The sequence below is a fragment of the Hyphomicrobium sp. NDB2Meth4 genome, assembly GCF_900117445.1.
GTDB lineage: Bacteria > Pseudomonadota > Alphaproteobacteria > Rhizobiales > Hyphomicrobiaceae > Hyphomicrobium_A.
On sequence record NZ_FPEJ01000001.1, the window covers coordinates 252214 to 270702 of the forward strand.

Here is an 18489-nt window from a genome sequence, read left to right on the forward strand (position 1 = left end):
CTCAGGCGAGTATGCGCCGACCGGCATCCTGGTCGGCGATGCTGCTGAAAAAGACCAGCGACGATCTGGGCTCCGACTTTGCCCGGTACATCGCCACGTCGGCGTGCCGCAGCACTTTCTCGACCGTATCCCCATCCTTGGGGAACAGCGCGGCTCCGATGGCAACGCCGATCTCATGCGTCACGCCCCCGGCGTGCACGTCTCCGCCGAGCGCCGCGATGTATCGCTCGCCGATCTCTCTCGCGCTTTTCTCGTCGACATTGCGCGATAGAACGGCGAACTCATCTCCGCCCAGACGTGCGAATACGTCGTTGTTGCGGGCGACGCGCCTGAACCGTCCGACGACAGCCTGCAGCACCTCATCGCCCACGGCATGCCCGTAGCGATCGTTGACGTGCTTGAAACCGTTGAGGTCGAGCAAAAACACCGCATGCGCGCGCCCGTCCTGCGGCGGCACCTGCGTCGCAACTTCCAATGCTTCGAGCAGAACGCGTCTGTTGGGCAGGCTCGTCAGCGGATCCTGCATCGCCAGCCGACGCAAGAGGCGCATCTCCGTCGCCAGCACTTCTGGGCTGACTTCGCTGCGGTTGTATTCGTTCATCCGCCGCGTGATGAACACGAAGACGCAAAACGCACCAATGCCGCCAAGCAGCACAGCCTCCGCGGGCGATATCTCTCGTCGTGGCGAGGCGAGCGCAGCGAGAAATCCGAAAATGTCATACTGCTGCGCCATCAGCACGCAGAACAGCATGATCGCCGTCAGAAGCACGAAGTCGCGCAGGCTCGACCACGGATGCTCGAGAATGGCCGCGATGAGTGCTCTCGGGCCTGTCGATTTCACTGCGCATTCCCCTGGAAGATAGTCGATTGCAGACTATCTCCCCCCGGCCTTCCGAACCGTTAAATCAGCACGCTTTGCACCGGGCCGCCGAAGCTAGTGCACCGACGCTGCCCGCCAGCCCGCGGCAATGGCATCGGCCTCGCTGCAGAACCAGCGCTCTCCCTTTTCGACCTCGATTTTTACCTGCGTGTAACGCGGACTCCACGGCACATAGTAGATGTACCCGTGCGAGGAGATGTTGCCTTTGATCGCGCAGCCGTTGGGCGCAGCATACTCCGCACCCGCCCAACGCTTCTCGCGAAAGATCCACGCTGGCTCCGCGTCTCCTGTCCAGATCCCGGCGCGCGCCGCACGCGCCTCGGCTTCCTCGCGCACGTAGCTCTTCGAATACTTCACGAACGCCCAGGCATAGCCTTCGCGCACCATCTGCGCGTTGATGTCGGCGCCATCGACGAAGCAGATGCCGAGCATGCGCCCATACTTGTCGTCGCCCTGGCTCTCGCACATGACGCTCCGGTCATCGACAAGTTCGCGCAAGGCGTCAGCTGCCGCCGCGCCACAATTCCACGTGCCGAAGAAGCGGCGTCCACACGTCTGCCCGTGCTCGGGCGCGTCGATCCCTTCGAGCCGTATCCTGCGGCCGGAGATCTCGATGGTGTCGCCGTCGATCACACGCGCCGTGCCGCTGATAGCTCTGTCGTTGGCGCCAAAATCATGCGCCGGCCTGGCCTCGATCTCACGCGCAGGCACCGCGGCCAGAAGAACAATCGCAACACCACCGACCAGCGCAGACGCCACCGACCGGCGGGTAATCCAATACTTCACATCACGCATCATGACGTGAGGTATGGCTGAGTCGCGTGGCCACCCGTCGGCTAAATCATGGAGCCGCCATACAACCGTACACAGGCAAAGCGACGTGCATTCGCGCGCACACAAACGACAAGGCCGGCGCACAAAAGCGGCACCGGCCCACAGTCGTCAGATTCTGTCTTTAGTCGCGCCGCCCGCGATTAGCGGCGACGGAAGTTGCCCGGCCCACCGGGGCGCTGCGACGGCGGAGGACCGCCCGCGCGCACGTCCTTGTGGCGGAAGTTGATGCGCCCCTTGGTAAGGTCGTACGGCGTCATCTCGATGGTGACGCGGTCGCCAGCAAGGATGCGGATGCGGTTCTTCTTCATGCGGCCGGACGTATAGGCGATGACCTCGTGTCCGTTGTCGAGTTTGACGCGGCAGCGTGCATCAGGAAGCACCTCTTCCACCACGCCCTCAAACTCGAGCATTTCTTCTTTCGCCATCAGCTTCCTTAGCTTGCACCAACACGGGTCGCCGCGTTGATCGTCCATGCCAAAATAAGGGAGGGGAGCAGACGCGCCTGCTCCCCTTAAGGCGGATTGAAGTCCGCGATTCTTTTAGAGCGGGCGCAGGTTGACTGCAGCGATCTTGCCGTTACGGCCCGTCTCGGTCTCGTAGGAAATCTTCTGACCCTCGCGAAGCGTTGAGAGACCAGCGCGCTCAACTGCCGAGATGTGCACAAATACGTCGTTGCCGCCTTCATCCGGCTGGATGAAGCCATAGCCCTTCTGGCCGTTGAACCACTTCACAGTGCCGTTTGCCATCAAGTCTCTCCAAAGCAATTAGGCAATCCCCTCCAGCGGATGCCAGAGGACATCAAATCGCGCGATGGAGCCGTCCAGTGTCGACGCACAAAGCGCCGTCGTAGAGTAAACCAAGGCGTGTTCGATCGGCCCTATATGGACCGACCTATTGCGAAAGGCAAGGCGACGATACTATTCGATACGCCCCCCTAATGCCTATGTCGAGATAAGCGAAATATGTCGATAAAGGCCCATGATTCTCAAGACTTGCCACCACATCCTGAAGACCCTTTCTCATCTGTGGGGCCCCTCTGGCCCTTCCCAGATCGCGGCAAATTTACGGCGTGTTGGCCCCGCAAGTCGCACAAAATACCCCCCGGACGGCCCCGGCCGGGAAAAAATTGGGTGCCAGGCCGGGACGGCCTGACACCCTCGATAAGCCAATTCGGACCGCCGGTTAGCGGTAGATGGCAGCGTATCCGTTCGAGTAGCGGCCAGTCCCCGAGGAGCCACCCGAGTAGCCCGACGAGCGGTAGCCACGCTCGTAGGACACCTGCTCGTAGCGGCGCGAACGCCCGTAGGAGCGAGGTTCATCGTACGAACGCGAGTAGCTCGCATTGTAGCGGCGCCCGCCGCCACTGCTCCGGCTCGCGTATTTCCGCTGACCAGCCAGCGAAACGAAGTGCTGACCGATGTCGATATGGATATGGCTCATGTCCGGATAGGTCATGGTGCCACCAGTCTTGTGGTTCGCGACCAGCCACTTGATGATCGCGCCTTTCCGGCTGCCCGCATCGAAATCGACAGCGTTGCCGCTGGCGTGACGCGAGATGCGTCCTGAGCCGGCGATGCGCGCACCCGGACGGCACGTCGAAATCACCCTCACTGGACCGAACCGCGCCTCGATCTTGTCGAGCAGGTCGTGCGCCGCCTTCGTCAGGCATTTGCGCGGCGCGCCCTTGTCGTCCGCCACGCGCTTTACGTTTTTCGCTTCGGGGCGCCCCCAGTTCGGCGCCTGTGCAGGTTCACCGTAGGTCCGGCCGTCGAAGCCAAAGTAGGGCTTTGCGGCGTATGCGGATGTAGCAGAGAAGACGAGCGCAACGCCGATCGCTGCGGTTGAGAGCCGCTTGATCATGATCACTCCTGAATCTGTTCGGTAGAGTTACTCGGGGCGGCTCGTTCCTGGAGCACGTTCCCCATTCCCACTCGCAGCTCGCTCAGCACTGCCGGCCGCATACGCCAGCCAACAGGTGATCGAGCCTGCGCGCTCCCCGGATAGCCCGCTGTCCTTCGGGCCCTATCCTTGCCGTCCCCTCAGAGATCGGCCGCCGGGTTGGCCGGCAGTGTGCCACATCGTGTGGTGAGAATACGGCAGGGTTAATGCACTGCGTCGATGCGCCGTACGCGTCCTAAAAATGCAACGAGGCGCCGACATTTTGCGTCGGCGCCTCATCAAAAGACTTGCCTGTTGCGCTGCTGCTTATCGCAGATACGGGCAAACGCGCTCTTCGCCGTAGCGGTTGATGTACGTGCCCGTGCGGTATGAGAATTCAGGGAAGTCGCGCGCGCAGCGGCGCATGTCGCGATCGTCCGCGCGCCCCTCGCGCACGGCAGCGGCAATGAGCGCGCCACCGACGATGCCGCCGATCAGCGCGCCGACGCCCCAACCCGGCCCACGAGGTCCGTGCACCTGCGTTACAACACCGTCGGCATTTGTGATCGCCGGCTTCGCCATCGGCACAGCCTGCGCCGCGGCGAGCGGCAGCGTCGGCACGAGCAGGCTGGCGCAAACGATGGCAGCGATGCCCGATCTCACCATCTTCATTGAAATGCTCCTTCTGAGATCACAGCGCGCCGCATGACGGCGCTCGAACTGCGCAATATTCTGGCGCGCACGCATGGCAAGCCGGCGGCAACCGAGCGGCGCTCTTGTGTCAAAGCAACGTTTCCGGCGAGAAGTTCCGTCGCAGCTCTAGGACTGATGCGGTCGGCGGCTGCCAGTTGCGCTCAGTTCTCGTCCATCTTGAGCGCGGCGATGAAGGCTTCCTGCGGGATCTCCACCTTGCCGAACTCGCGCATCTTCTTCTTGCCCGCCTTCTGCTTGTCGAGCAGCTTGCGCTTGCGCGAGATGTCGCCGCCGTAGCACTTGGCGATCACGTCCTTGCGCAGCGCACTGATTGTCTCGCGCGCGATCACCTTGCTGCCGATCGCGGCCTGAATCGGGATCTTGAAGAGGTGCGGGCGGATCAGCTCTTTCAGCTTCTCGCACATGGTCCGGCCACGGCTTTCAGCGCGCGTGCGATGCACGATCACCGACAAAGCATCGACCGGTTCGTCGTTGACGAGGATCGACAGCTTCACGAGGTCGTTCTCCTCGTAGCCGATGATCTGATAGTCGAATGAAGCATAGCCTTTGCTGATCGACTTCAGCCGATCGTAGAAGTCGAACACCACTTCGTTCAGCGGCAGCTCATAGACGAGCATCGCGCGATTGCCGGCGTAAGTGAGATCCTTCTGACGCCCGCGCCGGTCCTGGCACAGCTTCAACACGCCGCCGAGATAGTCGTCCGGCACCATGATGGTCGCCTTGATCCAAGGCTCCTCGATACGATCGATGCGCGTCGTCTCGGGCATGTCCGCCGGATTGTGCATCTCCAGCATCGTGCCGTCGGTGAGATAGAGGTTGTAAATGACGCTCGGCGCCGTGGTGATGAGATCGAGGTTGAACTCGCGCTCCAGGCGCTCGGTGATGATCTCGAGATGCAACAAGCCGAGGAAGCCGCAACGGAAGCCGAGCCCCAGCGCCGCCGACGTCTCCATCTCGAACGAGAAGCTCGCATCGTTGAGGCGCAGTTTTGCCATTGCCTCGCGCAGGTCTGCGAAGTCAGCAGCGTCCACCGGGAACAGACCGCAGAACACGACCGGCTGCGCCGGCTTGAAGCCCGGCAGCGGCTCCAACGTCGGATTGCGCTGATCGGTGACGGTGTCGCCGACGCGCGTGTCGGCCACCTGCTTGATCGCCGCTGTGAAAAACCCGACTTCGCCCGGGCCTAAGCTATCCAGCATTTCCTGCTTGGGACGAAACACACCGACGCGCTCGATCTGATAGCTGGCGTCGGTCGACATCAGAGTGATCTTCTGCCCCTTCTTCAGCCGGCCATCGATGATGCGCACCAGAACGACCACCCCGAGATAGGCATCGTACCAGCTGTCGATCAGCAGAGCCTTCAGCGGCTTGTTCTCATCGCCCGAAGGGGGCGGCAGGCGCTCGACGATCGCATCCAGCACGGCGGCAACGTTGATGCCGGTCTTGGCCGAAATCGGGATCGCCTCAGAAGCATCGAGCCCGATCACGTCCTCGATCTGCTGCTTGACGCGATCGACATCCGCCGCCGGCAGGTCCACCTTGTTGAGGACGGGCAGGATCTCGAGGTTGTTGTCGAGCGCCGTATAGACGTTGGCGAGCGTCTGCGCTTCGACGCCCTGGCTGGCGTCGACCACCAGGATCGCGCCTTCACAGGCGGCCAGTGAGCGGGAAACCTCGTAGGCGAAGTCGACATGGCCGGGCGTGTCCATCAGGTTGAGCTGATAGAGCTCGCCATTCTTGGCTTTGTAGTCGAGGCGAACCGTCTGCGCCTTGATGGTGATGCCACGCTCGCGCTCGATATCCATCGAGTCGAGGATTTGCTCCTTCATCTCGCGATCGGCGACGTTCCCGCACAGCTGGATGAGCCGATCCGAGAGGGTCGACTTTCCATGATCAATGTGGGCGATGATTGAGAAGTTGCGGATGTGCGAGGTGTCGGTCATGGCGCGCTTGATATCATCGACCTCACGGCCCTGAAAGGGCATCTGCAGCCCGCACACAGCGCTCTATGCCGCAATGCCTCCGGCACTTGCTCCAGACGCTCACACTCGGTCCTGGCGCCGTCTCGACTGCCTCCCCATACCCCCCAGCCACTTCCGGCAAATGAGCCGCACGCCCCGGGCCCGCGTCGCCCTTCCGCAAAGATTAGAATAGTTCTAATCTAAGCTGGAGGAGGCCCTTCAATGCGCAAATTCTCCGATCTCGACGAGAGCGAAATCATCGCCCTCGCTATCTCTCTCGAAGAGGAGGACTCTCGCGTCTACCTCGAATATGCGCGCGGCCTGGAAGACCGATATCCCGCCTCGGCCAAGATCTTCACCGAGCTGGCAGCCGAGGAAAATGAGCACCGCCAGCGGCTGATCGACCTCTACCGCCGCCGCTTCGGCGAGCACATCCCCCTGATCCGCAGGCAGGATGTCTCTGGATTCGTCCAGCACGCACCGATCTGGCTGATCCGCCCGCTCGGTCTCGAGAAAGTGCGTAAACAGGCCGAGGAGCGCGAGTGGGAAACGCGCCAGTTCTATCAGCGCGCCCAGAACCGCGCGACGGACGCCGGAATTCGCAGGCTCCTGGGTGATCTTGCGGCCACCGAAGCTGGCCACGAGCGCCTCGCCCACCGCCTCGGCGAAAAGCATCTCAACCCTGACGCCCGCGCCGAGGAAGCCGAAGTGCAGCGGCGCATGTTCGTACTTCAGATCGTTCAGCCCGGCCTCGCCGGCCTCATGGACGGATCGGTTTCGACTCTGGCCCCACTGTTTGCTGCGGCCTTCGCCACCGCCAACACTTGGGAGACATTTCTCGTCGGCCTCGCCGCGTCCGTCGGCGCCGGCATCTCCATGGGCTTCGCCGAGGCCTTGTCAGACGACGGCACGCTCACCGGACGCGGCCATCCCTGGCTACGCGGCGCCGTCACCGGCGCCATGACCGCGATTGGCGGGCTTGGCCATACGCTCCCGTATTTGTTGAGTGATTTCCGCGCGGCAACGGCCCTCGCCATCGCCGTTGTGCTGATCGAGTTATGGATAATCGCCTGGATCCGCTCGCGTTACATGGATACCAAGTTTCTGCGTGCTGCATTTGAGGTTGTAGTCGGCGGCCTTATCGTGTTCGCTGCCGGCGTATTGATCGGCAATGCCTGAAGCGGGCATGCTCGGGGCGAAAGTCAGGCGACGTCTTGACGTCGCCACATCCACCGGCATTGAGTACCCCGCCACCGACCGCCAACCCCCCAAAAGGACGCGTGATGCACGTTAATAAGATTTGCGCGGCTTCTATCGCCGCCGCCATGTTTTTCGGCGCCAGCCTTACTGCCCTAGCGCAAATCGCTCCTCCCCAGGGCAAAACTCATTCTCCTGTCATCAAGGCGGCGGCGCCAGGCGTCTCCCAGCACGCAACGCACCCCAATAAGCGTCCGCCCTATCCGCCGCCGAAGGATAACTGCCGCAACACCGAGAGCTTCGAAGCATGGAAGGCGCGCTTCCGTAAGCAGGCAGCCGCACAGGGCGTCAGCCGCCGGTCCATCGCCATCGTCGACGGGATTCCGCTCGCCACCAACATCATCGGACGCGATCGCAAGCAAGGTGCGATCTTCGTCATGACGTTCCTCGACTTCCAGACCAAGCTGGCGACGCCGAACCGCGTGCAGTCGAGCAAGCGCAAGGTTGCCGAGCATCGCGCCACCTTCGAGCGCGCCGCAAAAGAATTCGGCGTGCCCGCTTCGGTCATCACCGGCTTCTGGGCGCTGGAAAGCGATTTTGGCGCCGGCATGGGCAAGCTCCCCATTTTGCCCTCGCTCGTCGCCCTCGCCTATGATTGCCGCCGCGGCGAGATGTTCACCGAGGAGCTGATCGCCGCTCTACAAATCATTGACCGCGGCGACATGAACCCGTCGGGAATGATCGGCTCGTGGGCGGGCGAGATCGGCCAGACGCAGTTCCTCCCGACGCGCTATCTCGACTACGCCATCGACTATGATGGCGACGGTCGCATCAACCTGTTCTCCAACGATGACGATGTCATCGGGTCGACCGCCAACTACATGCACAACCTCGGCTGGCGTCCCAACGAACCCTGGCTCGAGGAAGTGCGGGTCACGCGCGACCTGCCGTGGGAACAGGCCGACCTCGCCATCAAGCTGCCGCGCTCGCAGTGGGCCGATTGGGGCATCACGTACCCCGACGGCAGCGCTGTCCCCTCCGACGCTCTACAGGCATCGCTTCTGCTGCCCATGGGGCGCAATGGGCCGGCATTCCTCGCCTACCCGAACTTCGACATCTACACTGAATGGAACAACTCGCTGAGCTACGCGACGACCGCCGCCTATCTCGCTACCCGGATCGACGGTGCGCCCGCCATGTCGCGCGGCCGCGGCAATACCAATGGTCTGGACGCTGCAGGAACCAGAGAGCTGCAAACGCTCCTCACCCGCCGCGGCTATGATGTCGGCAAGATTGACGGGCTCGCCGGCGCCAAGACCCGCGCTGCGGTCAAGGACATGCAGATGAAGCTCGGCCTCCCTGCCGACTCCTACGCAACTCCCGAGCTGCTCGCGGCTCTGCGCTCTCGCCGCTAAGGACGATAGCTCGCATTAAAGTCATCCCGGGCTTGCCCGGGATGACAAAGGTCTGACGACCCAGCGCCAGTTGCCTATTGCCGACGGCAAATCAGTGCAGCTTGACCACCGGTTCGGTGCGCCGCGTCAGTGACCGCGACAGCGAGTCGAGCAGCACCTTCCATGGCCCATGCAGCGCCATCTCGTGCATCTTGTAGAGCGAGCGATACATCAGTCGCGCGAACAGCCCTTCGATGATGAAGCTGCCGCCGACGATGAAGCCCATCAGGTTGCCCACCGTCGAATAGTGACCGAGTGACACCAGCGATCCGAAGTCGCGATAGTGGAATGGCCGCAGCGGCTCGCCCTTCAGCTTGCGCTGAATCTCTACGTAGAGGTGCGAGGCTTCCTGATGCGCCGCCTGCGCACGCGGCGGAATTGCCATCGTCTCACCTTCCGGCACCAGATACGCGCAATCGCCCATCGCAAATATGTTCGGGTCCTTCGTCGTCTGCAGCGTATCTGTGACGACCAGCTGGTTCGACTTGCTCACTTCCAAGCCGTCCATGTGCGCCAGCACCTGCGGTCCGCGCACGCCGGCCGCCCACACCACGAGCTCTGATGGCACGAACTTGCCGTTCGCAAGCTTCACGCCTTCAGCAGTCACCTCGGTCACGCGCGAATTGGCAAGGATGTCCACCTTGAGATCGCGCAGCGTGTCGGCGACACCGTTGGCAATCCGATCCGGCAACGCCGGCAGAATGCGCGGCGCCGCTTCGATCAGCGTGATCTTGATGTCGTTCTCGGGGTCGATCTTGTCGAGACCGAACGCAACGACGCCGCGCGCCGTGCGATGCAGTTCCGCCGCAAGCTCGGTACCCGTCGCGCCCGCACCGATGATGGCGACGTCGAGCTGCCCCGGCTTGACCGGCCCTTCCTGCGCATACGCGCGCACGCAGGCATTGATCAGCCGCCTGTTGAAGCGCTCTGCCTGCTCCGGCGTGTCGAGCATGATTGCATACTTCGCAACGCCGGGCGTGCCGAAGTCATTACCCACCGAGCCGATCGCCACGACCAGAATATCGTAGTGGAACGAGCGAACCGGCGTGATCTCGCGCCCTTCCTCGTCGAAGGTCGCCGCGACGTAGACCAGCTTCTTCTCGCGATCGACACCGGTCATCTCGCCGTAGCGGAACTTGAAACCGTGCCAATAGCCCTGCGCCTGATACTCCAGCTCGTGCTGCGCCGTATCCATGCTACCGGCCGCAATCTCGTGCAGCAGCGGCTTCCAGATGTGCGTGCGCGCGCGCTCGATCAGCGACACCTGCGCCTTCTTCTTGCGCCACCAGCGGTCGCGCCCGAGCTTGTCGCCCAGCCGGGTGGCGAGCTCCAGCCCGCCAGCACCACCGCCAACGATGACAATGTGCGGCAGGTCGGCATCGCCTGTGCCGACGGGCATCACTTTGGTTGTATCAGGAGCGGTCGTCGTCTCGGTCATCGCCAAGCGCCTCTTGGGGTTTCAACCTACGGGCCGACGCGCTTATACCATCTGCCGACACGCAGCACGCTATGGCCGAATATATCGGTTCAATAGCCGGGCTGATTTGCGACAGCGAGCAGGCACTATGGCGCGGGCTGCTGTGGCGCAGGGGCCGGCATTTCCAACGGCGCGCCGTCCGGCGAAGTCGGCGCCGTGACGAACGGGAGATCGGCGAACACGAACGTGTAGGCGAGCGCCGCCGCGACGCAGAGCAAAAATCCAATAATAAGAAACTTACGATTGTCCATCATTGCGTCGGGGTCCCCGTGCTCGCGAGTGAAAACTCCCGAACAGGAAGCACGTAACCTCCTGAAAAACCGCTAAGCCCCGGATTTATCCCGCGGCCTTCGTCGCTAGGGGACGCAGGAGTCCGTAGCCACCTGCAGCGCTCAGGACCGGATTTCACCGCCCGTCGCCGACTTCACGGCCGCCGCAATCTTCGCCGACACCGCCTCGATATCCTTGTCGGTCAGCGTTTCAGCCGTCGGTTGCAGCGTCACCTCGATGCCGAGCGACTTCTTGCCTTCCTTCTCCAAGGCCCCGCCCTCGAACACGTCGAACACGGAAACCTCACGGATCAGCACCTTGTCGACGCCAGCCGCAGCGCGCACTACGTCGCCCGCCGCCACGCCCTTGTCGAGCACGAAGGCAAAGTCACGCCGCACCGGCATCAGGTCGTTGGCTTCGAGACGCGGCTTCGCCCGGCTTTTCGCCTTCTGCGGCGGCAGCGCATCGAGGAAGATCTCGAACGCAGCGACAGTGCCTTCGACGTCCAGCGCCTTCAGCGCCGCCGGATGCAACTCGCCGAAGTAGGCAAGCACTGTCTTCGGCCCGAGCCGCAGCGTCCCCGAGCGGCCCGGGTGATACCACTCCGGCGCATCGCGCGTGACCTGCGCCTTGCTCGGATCGAACCCGAGCGACGCCAGCACAGCAAGCACATCGGCTTTCGCATCGAACACGTCGACGCTCTTGGCTGCGCCATCCCAATGACGGCCGCTTCCACTCGCCTTCGCCGAGCCCGCGCGCACGCCGGTCGCCGAGTTGTATTGATCTTCAGGCTTCTCGCCGCGATACGCCTGCCCAAGCTCGAACAGAGCCGCATCGCCGAAGCCGCGATTCTGGTTGCGCTTCAGCGCTGTCAGCAGACCGGGCAGCAGCCCCGGCCGCATGAACGTCATCTCGACCGAGATCGGGTTGGCGAGTTCCAGCGCCTTGTCGCCGCCGCCGAACGCTTTCGCCTCGCCCTCGGGAAGGAACGACCAAGTCACCGCCTCGACCAAACCGCGCGCAGCCAACGTGCGCCGCGCACGCCGTGCGCGCTTCTGCCGATCGGTCAGCACCGGTCGCGCCACGCCTTCCGGACGCTCCAGCGGCGTCAGCGGAATGCGATCGAGCCCGGCGATGCGCACCACCTCTTCCACAAGGTCCGCCGCGCCATGAATGTCCGGCCGCCACGTCGGCACCGTCACCTTGGCAGCTTTGCCCTTGCCGGCGATGGTGCACCCGAGCGCTTCGAGGATCGTCTTGATCTCGGCATCCTTGATGTCGATGCCCGACAGCTTGGCGACGCGCGCATAATCGAAGTCGATCACGCGCTTGTCGTCCGGCTGCTTGCCGGCAACCTTTGCCTTCGACGGCTCGCCGCCGCAGAGCTTCAGAATCATCTCGGTCGCAAGATCGAGACCCGGCAGTTCGGACGCGGGATCAATGCCGCGCTCGAACCGGTAGCGTGCATCCGTCACGAGGCCGGTCTTGCGACCCGTCTGCGCCGTGCGCACCGGATCGAAGTAGGCGCTCTCGATCAGCACGTTCACCGTCGCGTCGGTCGAACCGGACTCCTCGCCGCCGATCACGCCGCCAAGACCCAGCGGGCCGCTGTCGTCGGCGATCACGCACATCGTCTCGTCGACCGCGTACTCCTTGCCGTCGAGCGCGAGGAACTTCTCGCCCGCCTTGCCGAGGCGCGCGCGCACGGCGCCCTTCAGCTTGTCGGCGTCATAGACGTGCAACGGGCGCCCGCGATCCTGGCTGATGTAGTTCGTCACGTCGACCAGCGCATTGATCGGACGAAGCCCAACGGCCTTCAGCCGCTGCTGCAGCCACGCAGGTGACGGGCCGTTCTTTACACCGCGCACATAACGCGCCGCGAACACCGGACAGGCGTTCGCCGTGTCCTTGGAAAACTCCAGCTTCACGTCGACCGGGCTGTCGAAGGACCCCTCGACGCCCTCGATCTTCGGCTCCGGCTTCAGCTTGCCCATGCCCGCGGCTGCCAGATCGCGCGCAATGCCGCGCACGCCGGTGCAATCCGGACGGTTCGGCGTCAGCTTCACCTCGAATACCGGATCGTTGAGACCTGCAGCGTCGATGTACGCTTCGCCGACACGCGCGGCCATGTCCTCAGGCAGCTCGATGATACCGGCGCTTTCGTCGGAAAGCTCAAGCTCGGCCGCCGAGCACATCATGCCGTTCGAAATGACGCCGCGAACCGGCTTCTTCTCCAGCGTGATGTCCGAGCCCGGAATGTACGTGCCGAGCGGCGCGAACACGCCGACGAGGCCCGTGCGCGCGTTCGGCGCGCCGCACACCACTTCGAGGGGCGGCTTACCCTTCTCCGTCTCGACCATCACGATCTGCAGCTTGTCGGCATTGGGATGGCGCTTCGCCTCGACGATGCGCGCCACGCGGAATGCACCAAGCTTCTTGGCCGGATCCTCGACGCTCTCGACCTCGAGCCCGATCGCCGACAGCTTCTCCTCGAGCGCCTCGATCGAAGCGTCCGTATCGAGATGATCCTTGAGCCAGCTCAACGTGAATTTCATCTAGGCCTCAAACCCGTACGTCTCTTTCAAGATGCGAAAGAGTTGCTCAGCAGCCTCTCGGCCAACTTGAATAGTCTGGCTCTGCTTGTTGGGCTTCGCGCGATCTTCGGAGCCCAATGTATCTATCTGGACGATAGGAGTGCCAGTCTCACTGCCGAATACCTTCACATGCCCCACCAGCTGAGTGAGGTGCAGCTTGCCGGACCCTGGCTTTCGCTCGAAGGATGTAATCCAAGCCATCGCCGATTACTCCCTGTTTAGCCCGACAATCCGCCCGACAGCGTCGGCACGTCGAGCACCGAGAAGCCGTAGTGGCGCAGCCAGCGCAGATCGCCCGAGAAGAACGCGCGCAGATCGGTGAGGCCGTATTTCAGCATCGCCAGGCGGTCGAGACCGACACCGAATGCAAAGCCCTGGTACTTCTCCGGGTCGAGGCCGCAATTGCGGATCACGTTCGGATGCACCATTCCGCAGCCGAGAATCTCCAGCCACTGGCCCGGCTTGCCGATCGCCTCGGCGCCGACGTCGACCTCCATCGACGGCTCGGTGAACGGGAAGTGCGAAGCGCGGAAGCGCATCTTCACCTCGTCCACCTCGAAGAACGCCTTGCAGAACTCCTCGAGCACCCACTTCAGATGCCCCATGTGCGTGGTCTCGTCGATGACGAGCCCCTCGATCTGATGGAACATCGGCGTGTGCGTCTGGTCGCTGTCGCAGCGGTAGACGCGCCCCGGCGCGATCACGCGGATCGGCGGCTTCTGCGACATCATCGTGCGGATCTGCACCGGGCTCGTATGCGTGCGCAAAAGCATGCGCGAGCCGTCCGCCTTCGTCTGGAAATAGAAGGTGTCGTGCTCCTGACGCGCAGGATGCTCCGGCGGAATGTTCAGCTTGGTGAAGTTGAGGTCGTCGCTCTCGATGTCCGGACCTTCAGCGACCGCGAACCCCATGTCGGCGAAGATCTCGACGCACTCGTCGTAGACCTGGCTGACCGGGTGAATGCGCCCTTCGGCAACCGGGCCGAGGCGAACCGGCAGCGTAACATCCGCCCGCTCGCTTTCGAGCCGCTTCGCCAGCGCCTCGCCTTCGAGGGTCGACTTGCGTGCTTCGAGCGCTTCGGAAACGCGCCCCTTCAGCTCGTTGACCGATTGGCCGAACGCCTTGCGCTCTTCGGGCGGCAGCTTGCCGAGCGTCTGCATCAGCTCGGCGACGCGGCCCTTTTTGCCGAGCACCGCGATACGCACCTGCTCGATGGCAGCAAGATCGCCGGCGCCGGCAATGCCTGCCAGCAGCTCGGCCTCGAGGCCCTGAAGATCGGAACCGTTATCTGTCGAAGACATTCGCTCTCTCAGCTTGTCTCAAGTGTCGTCCCCGGGCTTGTCCCGAGGATCCACTGTGCCAATTGCGCTGGAGCAAGCGGATGCCTGGATCCCCGGCCCGTGGCCGGGGATGACAAGCTTTGAGGAGGAGCCTTAGGCTGCCGCCTTCTCGACGGCCTTGGCGGCCTGCTCGGTCAGCGCCTTGAACGCAGCGGCGTCGTGCACGGCGAGGTCGGCCAGCACCTTGCGGTCGATCTCGATCCCGGCCTTGTTGAGGCCATCGATAAATCGTCCGTAGGTCAGGCCATGCTCACGCACGGCGGCGTTGATGCGCTGGATCCACAGAGCGCGGAACGTACGCTTCTTCCGCTTACGATCGCGGAACTGGTACTGCATGGCCTTTTCGACGGCCTGCTTCGCGACGCGGATCGTATTCTTGCGGCGGCCATAGTAACCCTTGGCGGCCTTCAGAACCTTCTTGTGCTTGGCATGGGCGGTAACGCCGCGCTTGACGCGTGCCATATGAGAACTCCGTTAGATGACGTTGCTGGTGCGAGCGAAAACTTGCTTCGAAAGCAAGCAGGCTCAGCGAGCGTAGGGCATGTACTTCTTGACGATCTTCGCATCGCTATCGTTCAGCACCATGGTGCCGCGCGCGTCGCGAATGAACTTCGTCGTGCGTTTGATCATGCCGTGACGCTTGCCGGCGGCCGCAGCCTTAACTTTGCCGGTGCCCGTCATCTTGAAGCGCTTCTTGGCGCCGCTCTTGGTCTTCATCTTGGGCATTTGGCTGATCCTTTCTATACTCGTAGGCGGCCCTAATTCGCTCAACCGACGCATGGCCGGCGCGAAACGTCCCGTTACGGGAGGAGCCACCTGTTGAGGGTGTTCAAAGCATAAAAGCCGCCACGGCATGCCCCGCCGGGCGACTTGGGGGCTCCTTATACGGGCGCGCTCCATATTCCGCAAGCGGCCCGGGGCCCGATTTTTCAGCCCCTTCAGGACTTCTCGCAGATCCGCACCCCAGCTGGGTCCCGATAGCAGAAATCCCGGGCGCAATCGCAGGTGCCATCATCGCCGCCCCCGTCTGGCAGGCCCGGCTCCCGGCACGTCGAGGCATCTGGCTCGACCTCGCAGCGGAAGCGGATAATCGGCGCTGGCGTCCTCGGGGCCAAAGGCATGGCCGGCGTCAGCTGCGGCGCCGCGGGCGCAACCGGCAAAACACGTAGTTCAGGCGACGTCGGCAGCACTGGAACGATCGGTTGAGCACCACTCACCGGCGGCACCACCACCTCCGGAACGACACGCTGCGCAAAAACCGGCATCGCAGCGCCCGCCGTCAACAAAAACGCGGCCACCAGCATTCGCCAGCGACCGCGTCGAACTGTGGGCACAAGGGCCATCGGCACTCCACCGCACGTGGGCCGCGGCACCGATTGTCGGCGCGTTAGCGCGGCGCCAGAACCATCACCATCTGCCGGCCTTCCAGGCGCGGTTCCGATTCCACCTTGGCAATCGGCTCCAGGTCGCCCTTTACGCGCTGCAGGACCTGCATGCCGAGCTGCTGGTGCGCCATCTCGCGACCGCGGAAGCGCAGGGTGATCTTCACCTTGTCGCCGTCCTCGAAGAATCTTTTGATCGAGCGCATCTTCACGTCGTAGTCGTGGTCGTCGATCGCGGGGCGCATCTTGATCTCTTTGATCTCGACGATCTTCTGGTGCTTGCGCGCCTCGGCCGCCTTCTTCTGCGCCTGATACTTGTACTTGCCGAAGTCGAGGATCTTGCAGACCGGTGGCGTCGCTTCAGGCGAAATCTCGACGAGATCCAGGCCCGCCTTCACAGCGCGCTCCAATGCATCAGCGTGGCTGACCACACCTACGTTCTCGCCATTCTCATCGATCAGTCGTACTTCGCGGGACCGGATTGCCTCATTGATCCGGGGTCCGGATGGCTCGCGCTCGGGCGCGGCTCGCATTGGTCGGCGGATGTTGTCTCTCCTACGGTGACTTCTGGTAAGTCGTGCACTGAAAGCCGGCGGACCTCCGCGGGCCAACCGGCACAAATGCTCATCTCAATGGGCCAGAAACATCGAGAAAAAACGCCCCCAAGTCAAGATGGCAACATGGGACCATTCAGCCACAACCCACTTCATATTGTAGCGCAAACGCCCCATCAGCCGCGGCTGAGCCCCTTCTTTGCCAGCTCTTCCAGGTATTCGCCCCAGCGCTTTTCCTTTTCGCGTCCAAGCTGCTGAAGATAGGTCCACGTGTAGAGGCCGGTGTCGTGCCCGTCATTGAAGGCGATGCGGATCGCGTAGTTTCCGACCGGCCGCAGTTCCGAAATTTTCACGTTGCGCTTGTTGCCGACCGTCACCCGCTGTTCGATAGAGTGCCCCTGCACCTCGGCCGACGGGCTCATCACGCGCAGCATCTCCGCCGTGAGCTCGTACTTTGACCCGCAGGCGAACTCCACCTTGAGCCCCGCCCCGCCATCGGTGATTTCCAGCTTCGGCGGGCGCACCATGTTCCGCTTGGCCGTCTCCAGCTCATCGAGGGTGCGAACAGCGATGTCCTTGAAAAGCTTGGCATGCAGGCTGTCGGGCAAAGTCGCGGTAATCGGCTGCCCGGTATCCGACCGCAACCGCACATCGAGATCGAGCGGCACCGCCCCGAGGAAGGGCACACCCAGCCGCGCCGCCTCCTGCTCCGCGCCGCCGTGCCCGAAAATGTCCGACCGCTCTCCGCACTTCGGGCAGATGAAGGTGCTCATGTTCTCGACGATGCCCAGCACCGGCACGCCGACCTTGCGGAACATGGCGAGGCCCTTGCGCGCATCGATCAGTGCCAGATCCTGCGGTGTAGACACGACCACGGCGCCCGACAGCGGCACCTGCTGCGCCATGGTCAGCTGCACATCGCCCGTACCCGGAGGCATATCGATCACGAGCACGTCGAGATCGCCGTTCTCTCCCCACGCCACGTCACGCAGCATCTGGTTCAGCGCACCGACGACCATCGGACCGCGCCAGATCACCGGCGTTTCCTCATCGACGAGGAAACCCATCGACATAGCCTTGATGCCGTAAGCCTCGAGCGGCCTCAGCGTCTTGCCTGAAACAACCTGCGGCTGTCCCTTCAGACCCAACAAGCGCGGCTGCGACGGCCCGTAGATGTCGGCGTCGAGGATGCCAACCTTCTTTCCCGCGGCCGCAAGGCCCAGCGCCAGATTGACCGCGACTGTCGACTTTCCGACACCACCCTTGCCTGACGCCACCGCGATGATCGATTTGACACCGGGAACCTCGGCCATCGGCTTCGGCCCAGCTCCGCTCTGGGCCGCAGCTGGTCCATGCGAATGCGCGTGCGCACCGCTGCCATTGCCCGTCGCGCCGCGCGCCCGCGCCTCGCTTACGCGCGCGCTCTCCGACGGCCGCGAAGAAGCCCCCGCCGGCGCTTCCGCCGTCAGCACTGCCGTGACGCCCGCAACCCCTGGAAGTTTCGCAACAACCGTCTCCGCAGCCTTGCGCAGCGGCTCGAGCTCCTCAGCGCGCGCCGCCGGCACGGTAATAGAGAAATAGACCTTGTCGTCCCTGACGAGGATCTCCGAAACGAGGCCGAGATCGACAATGTTGCCCTCCAGGTCAGGGCCTTTGATACGACGCAGCTCGTGCAGAACGGCATCTTTAGAGAACGACATAGCTGCGGGGCTCCTAAGGTCTTCGTGACGGGCGACAGTGCGCCATCTAAGCCATAAGGTGACATATTCAATCACCGTGCCAGATAGCGGCAGATTGCTTAGCGCACAGAAACCGCTCACGTGTAGCTGCATGGGGTCGCGCGGTCAGCCCGGCCGCTACCGGGTCACGTGGCCGCGCATTACCCTGGAAGTCGCTGGTAAGCCTCGATATACGGGTTTATCGGACCAACGGCGGAAACCGGATACTGCCGCGC

General features: G+C 63.1%; 18 protein-coding genes. 2 read left to right on the forward strand and 16 right to left on the reverse strand.

Translation table 11 applies throughout. The features are described 5' to 3' along the window. Position 1: 1 nt before the first annotated feature. The 7 genes from NDB2M4_RS01200 to lepA all read right to left on the reverse strand — a co-directional run bounded on the left by NDB2M4_RS01200 (position 2) and on the right by lepA (position 6249). Positions 2 to 841, reverse strand: a complete 840-nt coding sequence (locus NDB2M4_RS01200) for a GGDEF domain-containing protein (protein ID WP_072369155.1) — start codon at positions 839 to 841, stop codon at positions 2 to 4. Between the two features lie 93 nt (positions 842 to 934). Continuing rightward, on the reverse strand, positions 935 to 1678 hold the full coding sequence (locus tag NDB2M4_RS01205) for a thermonuclease family protein (protein WP_244536018.1): 744 nt from the start codon (positions 1676 to 1678) through the stop codon (positions 935 to 937). 176 nt (positions 1679 to 1854) lie between these two features. After that, positions 1855 to 2139, reverse strand: a complete 285-nt coding sequence (gene infA / locus NDB2M4_RS01210) for a translation initiation factor IF-1 (protein WP_072371591.1) — start codon at positions 2137 to 2139, stop codon at positions 1855 to 1857. 114 nt (positions 2140 to 2253) lie between these two features. After that, complete coding sequence (locus NDB2M4_RS01215; RefSeq protein WP_072369156.1) at positions 2254 to 2460, reverse strand: cold-shock protein; 207 nt, start codon at positions 2458 to 2460, stop codon at positions 2254 to 2256. A 436-nt stretch (positions 2461 to 2896) separates the two neighbouring features. After that, positions 2897 to 3574 (reverse strand): D-Ala-D-Ala carboxypeptidase family metallohydrolase, encoded by a 678-nt coding sequence (locus tag NDB2M4_RS01220; RefSeq protein WP_072369157.1) that lies wholly within the window; start codon positions 3572 to 3574, stop codon positions 2897 to 2899. A gap of 345 nt (positions 3575 to 3919) precedes the next feature. Next, the gene (locus NDB2M4_RS01225) at positions 3920 to 4264 is read right to left on the reverse strand and encodes a hypothetical protein (protein ID WP_072369158.1); all 345 of its coding nucleotides are present in this window, start codon (positions 4262 to 4264) and stop codon (positions 3920 to 3922) included. Positions 4265 to 4446: 182 nt separating this feature from the next. Beyond that, the gene (gene lepA, locus NDB2M4_RS01230; RefSeq protein ID WP_072371594.1) at positions 4447 to 6249 is read right to left on the reverse strand and encodes a translation elongation factor 4; all 1803 of its coding nucleotides are present in this window, start codon (positions 6247 to 6249) and stop codon (positions 4447 to 4449) included. 240 nt (positions 6250 to 6489) lie between these two features. Between lepA and mbfA the strand changes: the two genes are divergently transcribed. Continuing rightward, positions 6490 to 7446 (forward strand): iron exporter MbfA, encoded by a 957-nt coding sequence (gene mbfA, locus NDB2M4_RS01235; protein WP_072369159.1) that lies wholly within the window; start codon positions 6490 to 6492, stop codon positions 7444 to 7446. Between the two features lie 104 nt (positions 7447 to 7550). Next, positions 7551 to 8879 (forward strand): lytic murein transglycosylase, encoded by a 1329-nt coding sequence (locus NDB2M4_RS01240; protein WP_072369160.1) that lies wholly within the window; start codon positions 7551 to 7553, stop codon positions 8877 to 8879. 91 nt (positions 8880 to 8970) lie between these two features. Here the strand turns inward: NDB2M4_RS01240 and NDB2M4_RS01245 are convergent, their stop codons facing one another. From NDB2M4_RS01245 to NDB2M4_RS01285, 9 genes are all read right to left on the reverse strand, one after another. Beyond that, positions 8971 to 10317 carry an NAD(P)/FAD-dependent oxidoreductase gene (locus NDB2M4_RS01245; RefSeq protein ID WP_072371597.1) on the reverse strand — a complete coding sequence of 449 codons (1347 nt, stop codon included), beginning with the start codon at positions 10315 to 10317 and terminating at the stop codon, positions 8971 to 8973. 164 nt (positions 10318 to 10481) lie between these two features. Continuing rightward, complete coding sequence (locus tag NDB2M4_RS20120; protein ID WP_171987995.1) at positions 10482 to 10649, reverse strand: hypothetical protein; 168 nt, start codon at positions 10647 to 10649, stop codon at positions 10482 to 10484. Positions 10650 to 10787: 138 nt separating this feature from the next. Beyond that, positions 10788 to 13220: a phenylalanine--tRNA ligase subunit beta gene (pheT, locus tag NDB2M4_RS01250; RefSeq protein WP_072369161.1), complete on the reverse strand. Its 2433-nt coding sequence runs from the start codon at positions 13218 to 13220 to the stop codon at positions 10788 to 10790. Next, entirely contained in the window at positions 13221 to 13460 is a 240-nt protein-coding gene (locus NDB2M4_RS01255; RefSeq protein ID WP_072369162.1) for a hypothetical protein, read from the reverse strand. It lies immediately after the preceding gene. Positions 13461 to 13477: 17 nt separating this feature from the next. Further along, the gene (gene pheS, locus NDB2M4_RS01260; RefSeq protein WP_072369163.1) at positions 13478 to 14560 is read right to left on the reverse strand and encodes a phenylalanine--tRNA ligase subunit alpha; all 1083 of its coding nucleotides are present in this window, start codon (positions 14558 to 14560) and stop codon (positions 13478 to 13480) included. A 132-nt stretch (positions 14561 to 14692) separates the two neighbouring features. Continuing rightward, positions 14693 to 15061, reverse strand: coding sequence for a 50S ribosomal protein L20 (gene rplT, locus NDB2M4_RS01265; RefSeq protein WP_072369164.1), 369 nt, complete (start codon positions 15059 to 15061; stop codon positions 14693 to 14695). Positions 15062 to 15124: 63 nt separating this feature from the next. Next, complete coding sequence (gene rpmI / locus NDB2M4_RS01270; protein WP_072369165.1) at positions 15125 to 15325, reverse strand: 50S ribosomal protein L35; 201 nt, start codon at positions 15323 to 15325, stop codon at positions 15125 to 15127. A 661-nt stretch (positions 15326 to 15986) separates the two neighbouring features. Further along, a complete protein-coding gene (infC, locus tag NDB2M4_RS01280) occupies positions 15987 to 16526 on the reverse strand; it encodes a translation initiation factor IF-3 (protein WP_244536059.1) in 540 nt (179 codons plus the stop codon). A 185-nt stretch (positions 16527 to 16711) separates the two neighbouring features. After that, on the reverse strand, positions 16712 to 18235 hold the full coding sequence (locus NDB2M4_RS01285; RefSeq protein WP_072369168.1) for a P-loop NTPase: 1524 nt from the start codon (positions 18233 to 18235) through the stop codon (positions 16712 to 16714). Between the last annotated feature and the right edge of the window lie 254 nt (positions 18236 to 18489).

Coding starts and splice junctions, on each gene's coding strand:
- NDB2M4_RS01205 (WP_244536018.1), bottom strand. CDS start 1,678: ATGATGCGTGATGTGAAGTATTGGATTACCCGCCGGTCGGTGGCGTCT.
- infA (WP_072371591.1), bottom strand. CDS start 2,139: ATGGCGAAAGAAGAAATGCTCGAGTTTGAGGGCGTGGTGGAAGAGGTG.
- NDB2M4_RS01215 (WP_072369156.1), bottom strand. CDS start 2,460: ATGGCAAACGGCACTGTGAAGTGGTTCAACGGCCAGAAGGGCTATGGC.
- NDB2M4_RS01220 (WP_072369157.1), bottom strand. CDS start 3,574: ATGATCAAGCGGCTCTCAACCGCAGCGATCGGCGTTGCGCTCGTCTTC.
- NDB2M4_RS01225 (WP_072369158.1), bottom strand. CDS start 4,264: ATGAAGATGGTGAGATCGGGCATCGCTGCCATCGTTTGCGCCAGCCTG.
- lepA (WP_072371594.1), bottom strand. CDS start 6,249: ATGACCGACACCTCGCACATCCGCAACTTCTCAATCATCGCCCACATT.
- mbfA (WP_072369159.1), top strand. CDS start 6,490: ATGCGCAAATTCTCCGATCTCGACGAGAGCGAAATCATCGCCCTCGCT.
- NDB2M4_RS01240 (WP_072369160.1), top strand. CDS start 7,551: ATGCACGTTAATAAGATTTGCGCGGCTTCTATCGCCGCCGCCATGTTT.
- NDB2M4_RS01245 (WP_072371597.1), bottom strand. CDS start 10,317: ATGCCCGTCGGCACAGGCGATGCCGACCTGCCGCACATTGTCATCGTT.
- NDB2M4_RS20120 (WP_171987995.1), bottom strand. CDS start 10,649: ATGATGGACAATCGTAAGTTTCTTATTATTGGATTTTTGCTCTGCGTC.
- pheT (WP_072369161.1), bottom strand. CDS start 13,220: ATGAAATTCACGTTGAGCTGGCTCAAGGATCATCTCGATACGGACGCT.
- NDB2M4_RS01255 (WP_072369162.1), bottom strand. CDS start 13,460: ATGGCTTGGATTACATCCTTCGAGCGAAAGCCAGGGTCCGGCAAGCTG.
- pheS (WP_072369163.1), bottom strand. CDS start 14,560: ATGTCTTCGACAGATAACGGTTCCGATCTTCAGGGCCTCGAGGCCGAG.
- rplT (WP_072369164.1), bottom strand. CDS start 15,061: ATGGCACGCGTCAAGCGCGGCGTTACCGCCCATGCCAAGCACAAGAAG.
- rpmI (WP_072369165.1), bottom strand. CDS start 15,325: ATGCCCAAGATGAAGACCAAGAGCGGCGCCAAGAAGCGCTTCAAGATG.
- NDB2M4_RS01285 (WP_072369168.1), bottom strand. CDS start 18,235: ATGTCGTTCTCTAAAGATGCCGTTCTGCACGAGCTGCGTCGTATCAAA.